Annotated in this window: 8 protein-coding genes; 3 read left to right on the top strand and 5 right to left on the bottom strand. The window is 43.1% G+C overall.

All coding sequences use genetic code 11. The annotated features are described in order from the left end of the window. Positions 1-226: 226 nt before the first annotated feature. Positions 227-631, bottom strand: a complete 405-nt coding sequence (locus AC4II3_RS27700) for a CU044_2847 family protein (protein ID WP_490722968.1) — start codon at positions 629-631, stop codon at positions 227-229. 92 nt (positions 632-723) lie between these two features. Here AC4II3_RS27700 and AC4II3_RS27695 point away from each other — a divergent pair, with 92 nt between their 5' ends. Next, positions 724-6,138 carry an nSTAND1 domain-containing NTPase gene (locus AC4II3_RS27695; RefSeq protein WP_490722967.1) on the top strand — a complete coding sequence of 1,805 codons (5,415 nt, stop codon included), beginning with the start codon at positions 724-726 and terminating at the stop codon, positions 6,136-6,138. A gap of 210 nt (positions 6,139-6,348) precedes the next feature. Here the strand turns inward: AC4II3_RS27695 and AC4II3_RS27690 are convergent, their stop codons facing one another. Beyond that, entirely contained in the window at positions 6,349-6,696 is a 348-nt protein-coding gene (locus AC4II3_RS27690) for a MerR family DNA-binding transcriptional regulator (protein WP_293025111.1), read from the bottom strand. A 154-nt stretch (positions 6,697-6,850) separates the two neighbouring features. Here AC4II3_RS27690 and AC4II3_RS27685 point away from each other — a divergent pair, with 154 nt between their 5' ends. Then, positions 6,851-6,976: a hypothetical protein gene (locus tag AC4II3_RS27685; protein WP_488014447.1), complete on the top strand. Its 126-nt coding sequence runs from the start codon at positions 6,851-6,853 to the stop codon at positions 6,974-6,976. A 30-nt stretch (positions 6,977-7,006) separates the two neighbouring features. Further along, entirely contained in the window at positions 7,007-7,357 is a 351-nt protein-coding gene (locus tag AC4II3_RS27680) for a hypothetical protein (protein ID WP_488014445.1), read from the top strand. Between the two features lie 56 nt (positions 7,358-7,413). Here the strand turns inward: AC4II3_RS27680 and AC4II3_RS27675 are convergent, their stop codons facing one another. The 3 genes from AC4II3_RS27675 to AC4II3_RS27665 all read right to left on the bottom strand — a co-directional run. Continuing rightward, positions 7,414-9,579 carry a hypothetical protein gene (locus AC4II3_RS27675; RefSeq protein WP_488014443.1) on the bottom strand — a complete coding sequence of 722 codons (2,166 nt, stop codon included), beginning with the start codon at positions 9,577-9,579 and terminating at the stop codon, positions 7,414-7,416. A gap of 474 nt (positions 9,580-10,053) precedes the next feature. After that, positions 10,054-10,659, bottom strand: a complete 606-nt coding sequence (locus tag AC4II3_RS27670) for a hypothetical protein (RefSeq protein WP_488014441.1) — start codon at positions 10,657-10,659, stop codon at positions 10,054-10,056. A 70-nt stretch (positions 10,660-10,729) separates the two neighbouring features. Next, a partial coding sequence (locus AC4II3_RS27665) for a hypothetical protein (protein WP_488014439.1) occupies positions 10,730-11,085 on the bottom strand: 356 nt, incomplete at its 5' end.

Raw genomic sequence — 11,085 nt, 5'->3', positions numbered from 1 at the left:
TTGATGCAGTCGCTCATGGGGGAAACCCCCAAGACCGCGCTGCATCGCTTTCCGCTCAAGCGCCAGGGTTTAGACAACCCGCCCCGTAACGCACCACCTTGTCAAACAACTTTTAGGAGATGCACCCAGTCTAATGGGACTAGGGAATACTTTTGAAAAGGACAGCGCTTCGCTAAAAGCGATGAAGCAAAGCTTCCGCTAAAAGCGATCGCGTAATTTTTCTTAACTAAGTTTTATTTTCAACTTGCTTAGAAAGCTCACACTCTACTGTTATTTTAAGATTACTTTTAGCCGTGCCTTTGGTAACATAAGGAATCCCCGCTTCTCCCCCTAATTCAATCCCAAATTCTAGGGTTACTTTTTTCACATTAGGTATTGGTTTTTTCTTAAACGCATTTAAGCCAATAATGGTGTAAGCCCGGATCGTCCCTTCAATGATTTGAGCGTGTTGTATTATTTGCTGTCGTAGCCTTTCAGGAGAACTCATGCCCTTGTCGGTGAGAGCTTCTTCTTCCTCTTCTTCTTCGTCTTGGTTGTCTGGGCTGCTTACCGTAGGAATTTCTAAATCTTCTGTAGCTTCAACATAAATAATTGTGCCATCCTCTAGCTGAATTGGCGTTAATTGTGTCATAGCAGAATATTTCCTAAACTATTTACCGGCAAGACTGATAACATAATTGTATTCCTCTTAATTACCTATTTATCATTAAAAAGCTGGTTGTCATGAGTCGGAATGCCTTAGTAATAGGAATTAATACTTACAGCTATGAACGCCTCAATAATTTAACGGCACCTGGGCGGGATGCAGAAGCTGTAGCCCAATTACTAGAGAAGTATGGAGACTTTAAAGTAACGCGACTCCCAGCAGTTAAAGATAAGCAGAATAATACCATTCGGGTTGGTAAAAAGACCAAAGTCACTCTAACTCAGTTAGAAGACGCCATAGTACAATTGTTCAAACCAAATGGGAAACCCCCAGATACAGCGCTACTCTATTTTTCTGGACATGGTTTACGAAAAAGCAAGGGGATACAAGAAGGCTTTTTGGCAACTAGTGATGTAAACCCGGACATGGGTAACTGGGGTGTTCGTTTAAAATGGTTGCGGGAACTACTACAAGAAAGTGAAGTAAGGCAGCAGATTATTATTTTAGATTGCTGTTACGCCGGAGAAGTACTAAATTTCGAAGAAGCAGACCCCGGAGACCGGGGTAAAGGCAGAGACCGGTGTTTCATTGCTGCTTCTCGTGCCTTTGAACTGGCCTATGAAGACATTGGTAGTAATCATAGTGTTCTCACCTCTGCACTGATCAAGGGATTAGAACCAAGCCAACAGCGGTGGGTAACTAACTATTCCTTAGTTGATATTCTCACTAAAGAACGGAATGCTTTTCCCCAGCGTCCTACTTTTAGTAATTCCGGTGAACCAATTAATCTGACTCACAGGTGGACCGCAGCAACAAAACAGTCAGCTGCATCAGCAAAAAGTATCTGCCCTTATAAAGGCTTAGCTTATTTTGATTGTACTGAAGAAGATGCTAAGTATTTCTACGGTCGTACTGCCTTAACGGATCAATTGTTGGAAAAGGTGCGTGTTGGTAATTTTCTCGCTGTCTTGGGAGCGTCTGGTAGTGGAAAATCTAGTGTAGTTAGGGCGGGATTGTTGTATCAGTTACAACTGGGACAGAGGTTATCGGGTAGTGAAAGTCGGCAGATAAAAATCCTTCAGCCCGGTGAACATCCCCTCAATTCCTTAGCACTAACCTTTGTAGATTCTGGGTTATCTGATATCGAACAAGCGACTCAATTAGCTCAAGCCGAGGATTTGATCAAAAAGGGTTCTGAAGGGTTGAGACAATTAATCGCTGTGACCGATACCCAGCGGGTGATACTGGTAGTTGATCAGTTTGAAGAAGCGTTTACTTTGTGTCAGGATAGCTCAGAAAGGCAACAGTTTTTTGAATGCTTATTAGGAGCTTTACCTAAAACCGGGGATAAACTCTGCTTGGTATTGACGATGCGGGCAGACTTTTTTGGTAAATGTCTTGAACAGGACTATAGCGGATTAGCACAGCAGATTCAAGAACATGGAATTGCTGTTATGCCCATGTCACCAGAGGAGTTAAAACAGGCAATTGTAGAACCAGCCAAACAGGTAGATTTAGAGATTGAGCCAGAACTGGTGAAAGAAATACTGGCAGATGTAGCCGATGCGCCAGGGTATCTGCCATTACTGCAATATACCCTGACACGACTGTGGGAAGAAAGCACTGATAACTGTTTGCGGCTAAACACCTATGCCAAATTGGGTGGTGTGATGGGTACTTTGCGTCAACGGGCGACTGAGGTCTATGAGCTATTTTCAGAAGAAGAACAAGCAGCAGTTAAGCATATTTTTCTAGCACTAACTCAGTTGGGGGAAGGTACAGAAGATACTCGCAGACGAGTATTTAAACCGAATTTAGTGAATCAGCGCTACAGCGAAGAACTTATTGATACCGTAGTTCAGAAGTTGGCCGATGAAAAGCTAGTTGTTACCACGGAAATGGTAGGTAAAGGAGGAGGAGCAAAGAGAGTAGCAGTGGTGGATGTGGCTCATGAAGCCTTGATTCGTCATTGGAGTCTGTTGCGGAGTTGGATAAGTGAAAACCGGGATGGGATGAGAATAGCCCGTAAGATTGAGGCGGCGGCTGAAGAGTGGAAAATAAAAGGAAAATCGGCAGATTATCTGTTTAATGGGGCAAAATTGACGGAAACGGAGAATTATTTGGAGGATTATTTTGAATTAGGTTTGCTGTCTGTGTTGGGGAAGGAGTTTATTAAACAAAGTATTCAGAAGCGTAAGAGAAATAAAGGGGTAAGGGTTGGGTTATTTGCTTTTGTTATAGGTGTGGTAGCAATAAGCTCAGTTGTATCGACTCATTTTGGCTTAAAATCTCGTAAACGGGAAATTAATTCAAACTTACTCGCACAAGCTACCAAGATTAAGTATTCTCTATCAATAAAACCTACTACAAAAGAATTGCTCGAAGCTATTGAAGCAACGGCTAAAAGTCAATCCCAGCAAAAAGACTTAGAACCAACGGTGATCAATGAAGTTAACTCTAACTTATTGGCAGCTTTAGATAAGGTTAGAGAAAGGAATCTTTTAGAAGGTCATACAGAAAGGGTCAATGATATCGCTTTTAGCCCAGATGGCAAACAGATTATCAGTGGCAGTAGGGACAACACAGTGCGTTTGTGGGACACAGAAACAGGTCTTCTAATCCATACATTAGAAGGTCATACTAGAGCTGTCTATGCGATCGCTTTTAGCCCAGATGGTAAACAGATTCTCAGTGGCAGTAGGGACTCCACAGTGCGTTTGTGGGACACCGAATCCGGTCAAACTCTCCATACTTTACAAGGTCATACTAAAGGTGTCAGTGTGATCGCTTTTAGTCGAGATGGCAAACAGATTCTCAGTGGCAGTAGGGACTCCACAGTGCGGTTGTGGGACACAGAAACAGGTCTTCTAATCCATATATTAGAAGGTCATACAGATGATGTCGATGGGATCGCTTTTAGTCGAGATGGCAAACAGATTCTCAGTGGCAGTAGGGACTCCACAGTGCGTTTGTGGGACACAGAAACAGGTCTTCTAATTCATACTTTCAAAGATCATACTAGTTCTGTCACAGATATCGCTTTTAGTCCAGATAGCAAACATATTCTCAGTGGCAGTGAAGACAAAACAGTGCGGTTGTGGGACACAGAAACAGGTCTTCTAATTCATACTTTCAAAGATCATACTAGTTCTGTCACAGATATCGCTTTTAGTCCAGATAGCAAACATATTCTCAGTGGCAGTGAAGACAAAACAGTGCGGTTGTGGGACACAGAAACAGGTCTTCTAATCCATACATTAGAAGGTCATACAAGTTCTGTCACAGATATCGCTTTTAGTCGAGATGGCAAACAGATTATCAGTGGCAGTGAAGACAACACAGTGGGTTTGTGGGACACAGAAACAGGTCAACTAATCCATACATTAGAAGGTCATACAGATGATGTCGATGGGATCGCTTTTAGTCGAGATGGCAAACTGATTCTCAGTGGCAGTGAAGACAAAACAGTGCGTTTGTGGGACACAGAAACGGGTCAACCTCTCCATACCTTGGAAGGTCATACACATTATGTCAGAGATATCGCTTTTAGTCCAGATGGCAAACAAATTATCAGTGGCAGTGTTGACAAAACAGTGCGGTTGTGGGACACAAAAACAGGTCTTCTAATCCATACATTAGAAGGTCATACAGATTATGTCACTGATATCGCTTTTAGTCCAGATGGCAAACAGATTCTCAGTAGCAGTAGGGACAACACAGTGCGTTTGTGGGACACAGAAACAGGTCTTCCTCTCCATACATTAGAAGGTCATACAGATGATGTCGATGGGATCGCTTTTAGTCGAGATGGCAAACTGATTCTCAGTGGCAGTGAAGACAAAACAGTGCGTTTGTGGGACACAGAAACAGGTCTTCTAATCCATATATTAGAAGGTCATACAGATGATGTCGATGGGATCGCTTTTAGTCGAGATGGCAAACTGATTCTCAGTGGCAGTGAAGACAAAACAGTGCGTTTGTGGGAAACAAAAACAGGTCTTCTAATCCATACATTAGAAGGTCATACAGATGATGTCGATGGGATCGCTTTTAGTCCAGATAGCAAACAAATTATCAGTGGCAGTAGGGACAACACAGTGCGTTTGTGGGACACAGAAACAGGTCTTCTAATTCATGCTTTCAAAGATCATACTAGTTCTGTCAGAGATATCGCTTTTAGTCCAGATGGCAAACAGATTCTCAGTGGCAGTGAAGACAAAACAGTGCGTTTGTGGGACACAGAAAACAGGAAACTAATTCATACATTAGAAGGTCATACTAGTTCTGTCGATGGGATCGCTTTTAGTCCAGATAGCAAACAGATTATCAGTGGCAGTAGGGACAACACAGTGCGTTTGTGGGACACAGAAACCGGTAAACTTCTCCATACTTTCAAAGGTCATAAAGGTTCTGTCAATCATATCGCTTTTAGTCCAGATGGCAAACAGATTCTCAGTACCAGTTGGGACCACACAGTGCGTTTGTGGCTGGGTTTAGATTGGCAAAATTTGTTAAAAGAGGGATGTGATCAGCTGCAATTTCATCCTGACCTCGTTGCGCCTCAAAATCATCAAGATAATAAAAAAGATAATAAAGCAGGAGAAGCCTGTCTCAAGTATGCCGATTGGGAGGATGAAGCGAAAGCAGAGTTTATAGTCAGACAAGGTAGGGCTTTTGTTTTACAAAAAGAGCCAAATTTCAACAATGCTGTTAAAAAATTTAAAAAAGCGCAAAAACTCGATCCTAATATCGACCTCAACCCAGATACAGAGAAAATAGATAAAGACCCTAAAATAGTAGCGCACTTGTTAGCCGCACCAGCCAAGATACAAGAGGCAGCGATACTAGCAAGAGAGGGGAAAATAGAGGAGGCTATTTCTATCTATCAAGAAGCACAAAAATTCTATCCTGATATTGACCTCAACCAAGATACAGAGGAAATAGACAAAGAAGCTAAAACAGTAGCGCAACATATATTTGCACAAGTGAAGGTACAAGAAGGTTTTTGGCTAGCAATAAATGGGGAAATAGAACAGGCTATTTCTACTTATCAAGAAGCGCAAAAACTCAATCCTGACATCGACCTCAACCCAATTACAAGAAGAGAAAAAGACAAAGACCCTAAAATAGTAGCGCACTTCTTAGCCGCACAAAAAAAGGTGAATCAGGGGAGAAGGCTAGCAAGAAGGGGGAAAATAAAGGAGGCTATTTCTATCTATCAAGAAGCACAAAAATTCTATCCTGACATCGACCTCAACCCAGATACAGAGGAAATAGATAAAGATCCAAAAACAGTAGCGCACTTGTTAGCCGCACTAGCCAAAGTGCATCAGGGAGGAAAACTAGCAAGAAAAGGGGAAATACAGAAGGCTATTTCCGTCTATCAAGAAGCGCAAAAACTCTATCCTGACATCGACCTCAATTCAAAGACAAAGGAAGTAGACAAAGACCCACAAACAGTAGCGCAACAGTTAGCTCCAAACTCGAAATAATCAATTTACATGATTTTTAAGGCAAGTAACTGGGGTTACCGGGACAAAAAAAATTCATCCCTTGAAACTGGGACTCAGTTGTCTTTTTCGTTTTCCGGAACACGTCAAACAACTCAATAAGTTGTTGCCACCTGAAGCTCTTTTCACTCCTAGTACGTAGATTAAATCAACTCAGAGCAAGCCGGTTGTTGCCTTCCGGAAAACGTTGTACTAGCCCTCGTAGACTACAGAGTCAAGATCATACAGTTTTCGACCGTTACTAGTTCGAGTGGACTTGATCTTGCCAGCGGACTCCCAGTTTCTTAAAGTGCGGTCTGTAACCCCTAATGCGATCACAGCTTCCTTAGTTTTAACTAGGCCACTCGCTTGTCTGTTTTCCGGAAGTTTATCAGGGTTGATCATTCGTTTAAGACCTCCTGTAAGTGAATCGAGATCGAATCGACGCACCCCGTTTTGAGTTTTGTGCATCTTGATCGTACCCTCTTGTTCCATGTGCTCCAGCATTTTCATGGGGATTTCTAGGATCCAACAAGCTTCCTTGGGCGTTACTAGTCGCATATTTAACTGTTTCGATTACTGTTTAGTCACATTAGCAATCTAGCTAGTTTTCCGGAAAGCATCAAGCCACTTGATAGGTCTCAAGACTTGCGGCAAGATCAAAAAGCTTCCGCCAAGGGCGATCGCATAGTCTAAGACTTGGATCAATTTTGCCATGCGTTATATCTGTTACCAGGATGAACCGAAACCTTTGACTTGCCTCAATCCAGAAGTGGGAGCGATCGCAGTGATTCTGGAAAGTGCTGCACTTGATATGTCCTTTGATGTTGGGCAAAATTAGATGCGTTGTCGAATTTTGGATTACCCGTGTATGCAGATTTCCAACGATTGTAGTCAAGTCTCAGCTGAACTAATTAAAGAGGGACTTTTGCGCGCCACCATCGATAGAAGCAGCCTCAAGGAGTTCCCTTGGCAAACCGCAACCTATTTCCATGTCAGAGAAGTTGGGGGAGATTGGAAGGCTGGAGGGATCGTATTTTATCTTTCCGACAAGCCAATCTCAATGATCGATTTTTCTTCCGATCTTATTACTGATAAAAATGAAATAAAAGTAACAGTAAGAAATTCCTTTTCCTGTGCGAGATACAGCGAAAAATCGATCATTGTTAACCAAAAGCGAGCCCCCTCCGGAGAGATGGAGGGGGCTCTGGGAACAAAGTAGCCCCAGGGGAGTTGTTAGGGCACTGATCTATTTTAAGCGATTGACCGTAGGTCACGCTACGCGATCGCCTTTGGCGGGGCTTCGCCCATCGCTTCTTTGGTGGTGCGTTCCCGTTGCTTTTCCCACCATCTTTGCAGTTTCCTAGCAGCACCTTGCCAAGGATTGCTTTGGGTATTTTTGGATTCGATCAAAGCCTTGGCCGCGTTGAGGATCCTGATCGATCGCTCAGCTGTAGGCTTGGAAAAAGTGGACGAATCTGGGTGCAGTTTTTTGGACAAATTTCTGTAGTTCCCTCTAATACATTCCGCGATCGCAACCCCTTCAGCAATATGGTCAGGTTGAGCTGCTATCAATTCATCTGGGGTGATGGTTGCTGCAATCGCTAATCGGGAGTTGTCAGTTTCTTTTGCTGGTCGTATTCTGCGGTGCTCAGCTTCGATTCGGAATGGAGTAGGCTCAAGCTCTTGCTGTGACTGGGGTTTTAACTGCTCAGCAACTGCTTCAAGTGACTGGATCAGCAGTTCACCTAGTTCCGCTGTCTTGCCCAAGGTAGCGATCGCAAACCTCAGCCCAAAAGATTCAGTACTGAACTTAGTATCGTCTTTTGTTACTTTATTGCGCAGTGAAGCAACAAAAGATGATGAATTATCAACCAGGATATTCACGACACGTGGATGGTAAGCAACTTTAGACCCCACAGCACGTACTAATTCAATGCCGTCTTTAGTGATCGCTTCAATCCCCGGTACCCACTTCCTGTAGTTGCCAACCTCTACCCGTTCTTGCAACTCCATTTTTGCCAAAGCAGCACTTAGGACATTGGGGGTGATGTCAGTCCGCTCTAACTTTTCCAAAACCAGCGATCGCAGTTGCTTGGCTGTTAAGTACACCACGGACAGCTCATTGGCCACGGCTTCAATCAAGGAGTTATGCCACTGGTTACCTCTCCGGTGCTTTTTGCCTGCCCCAACCGCGATCCACTTGTTGGCCTCCCGCTTTTGCCACCCCCATCGTTTAAATACATTGTTAACATTTCCAACCTTTGCGGTGACGCTAGAGCCAATATTGGAAAGTTCCTCATTCACAGCTTGGGTGAACTGCTTGAGGCTAAGAAAGCACCCCTCATGCAAGTCCTCGATGAGCTTGAATGGTCCATTTTGTACTGGCTCGTACTTTGTTGATTCCTCGGTGCTGGTGACTTGCGATTGAGGTTGGGTCGTAACATTATTAACTTGGTTATGACCCCTAACTGCTGATTCTGATTGAGTTTCAGGGATAACAGCATTTCCTGCTTCTGGTTGGGAAAACAGTTGACCGAAACTTTTTATCGGTTCCTCGCTCAAATCCCTGGGCTTCGATTTTGCCTCTAATTCCTTTAGCCAAGCCACAAAAAAGTCTTTGTACTCGGGAGCTAATCTCACTTCACCTTTTTTAGTGCGATCAACAGCCTCGACCCCCGTCTTTCTTCGGATTTCCCCCCTAATCTTGGTCGCTTCTTTGGTTTGATCAAATTGATAAAAATGATCGATTATACAGGTATCAAAATCATCAAGGATATCGGATGCCGACAAGTACTCAGCCAACAGACTAGCAACCGTCTGCACAAAGCGATCGCAGTAATCAACTTGGACATGGACCTTGCCGTTTCCCAAGAACCGCACAACATCGGTTACTTCTATTTCTTCTTTGGCTGCGATCGCTTTTTGGGTTTCCAGTCCCTCCTCAGAAATTATAAATTCCTCAAACCGCTGGCGGGCAATCCCGTGTACTTCCAGAAGGTCGTCCAGGTCTTTGTAGAGCTGCTCTATTGACGTAAGTTTATTATCTTTTTCGACAGTCCGTGAAACTTCTACCGGAATTATAGGGCGCGAACCCCTTTTCTTGCTAATCTTCTGCTGTTCCCCTGAGTCCGCTTGAACTTGTGGTAATTCCGCTATACCCAGCACCGAAGCTTTAAAAGCAGTAAAGCCTTTAATTAATTCCAAATCCTTGTCTTTGTACAAAAAAAGGCTCTTTTTGGCCATACTCCACTTAATGGCCTCAACCTCTTCTCTTTTCTCTATTTGTGATACTAAAGCTCTGATTTTCTCGCTTTGTACCCACCCCTGGACTAATATCAATACCTTGCTCTGGGGGAATGGGCTGAGATCCATTTGAGCAAATTGAGAGTCACTAGCTGCCTCAGATAGTACAGCTATACAGTTGTTATTCAGTTGATTCATCGTTAAAAATGTAAGTGTAAGTGATAAGTTTGACTCTTTCGAGTCTCAGCGGTTCGGGTGTTTTTGCAAGAACTTAACCCGTACCGCTTTTTACATTATATTTTATCCTTCCATCGTCGTCAAAAAAAGACGACGAAAAACTTCTTGATATTTCGATCAAGGGGTTAGCTACTTCTTGTCTTCACCTAAACGTTAGCCAGGTAATCGACCGTAACCACTGTGGGAGAATTTCGCCCCCTTAAGTCCCCCTTATTTTGTCAAAGGTCTGCGTACAATTGAGAGTCTCGCCAAGCGTAATTAGCCCAACCTAGCTCATAACCTAACTGATGAGCTGCGTACCTCCAGTCCCCAACGGTAAACATGGTGCCACTGAACTCTTTCAGTAAATGGTGAAAGACCCAGCCTTTTTTGTACCCTGTTTGACCTGTTTAGCGATCGCTAGTTTTACGGATTTATGGCGATCGCTTATTTTTGTTACTCTTCCTCCTTGAAGATTGGAGGAAGTGGTTTTTGTTGAGGTGTTATCGTTAGTCCTGCTGTGCGAAGAATCTGCTCAGACACTTCTTCCAGATTGTACAAAACCTTCCTTCGTCGTACAAATACAAAATAACCTGATTTTGCAATGCGAATAACGGGCAGACATTTGCGCCATAAAAAGTTTTTGCGTTTTATTTTTATCTTTGGTGTTTTAGTAAAGTTATCTATCAAAATTATAAGCACTTCAACAAATATCCTGGATACAATCAACTCATGCTTACCCATGCAAGCAAAGAAAAAATCCTCCATATGTTTAGTTTGAATCAATCGAAAACATTCGTAATCATCTCGGACTCCCCACTGTCTCGCAATTTCAATAATGTTTGCACCAAAGACAAACTTTATCGCTTTTCTTTTTACTTGATTACAGAAAGTGGAAGGAGCTTTAAAATCTATGTCTTCAGCTAAGTCTTCATTTGGGACAAAATAAAGTTTCAGCTTATGATGCAATAGATCAAAAGTCTTCAGGAGTTTTTGATAAGCTTGCCATCGGGTTGAATTATTAAACTCTAAGTCAACTAGCTCAAGAGAGAATGTGAACATTATATTCCTCCTTTATTTTTGTAAACAAAACCGGTTAGCAGCGGAAAAACTTTTAGTCAATCGGGCTTGGTTAAACCATCTCCAGAGCAGCTCTGGTAATGTATTGGGAAAAAGCTTCGGTTGCGTGGGAATTCCAGATGTTTTTTCCACCAGGTTCCCAATATTGTTTGCTGTAACAGACATCTTCTTGACAGTCACTGCAAACGGGGAATGAATTATGTCCGGCTCGATCGCGTGGTCCATCGTAGCCAGTTTGGTAAACCTCAGTTACTTCAGATTCCTGGCACAAGCAACAAGTACCATCGGTTAACGCGATTGTTTCGGAGCGCACTTTTTTCCGACTTTTGTACGATAGTCGGGCAAGTTCAGGGCGATAGACGTCTCCTACTACAAATTTCTTGCCAAGCTTAGGATCGGTCTGTCCAA

The organism is Moorena sp. (genome assembly GCF_982860115.1).
The sequence above is the reverse complement of the archived record's forward strand: the minus strand, read 5'-3'. Positions and strand labels throughout refer to the sequence as shown.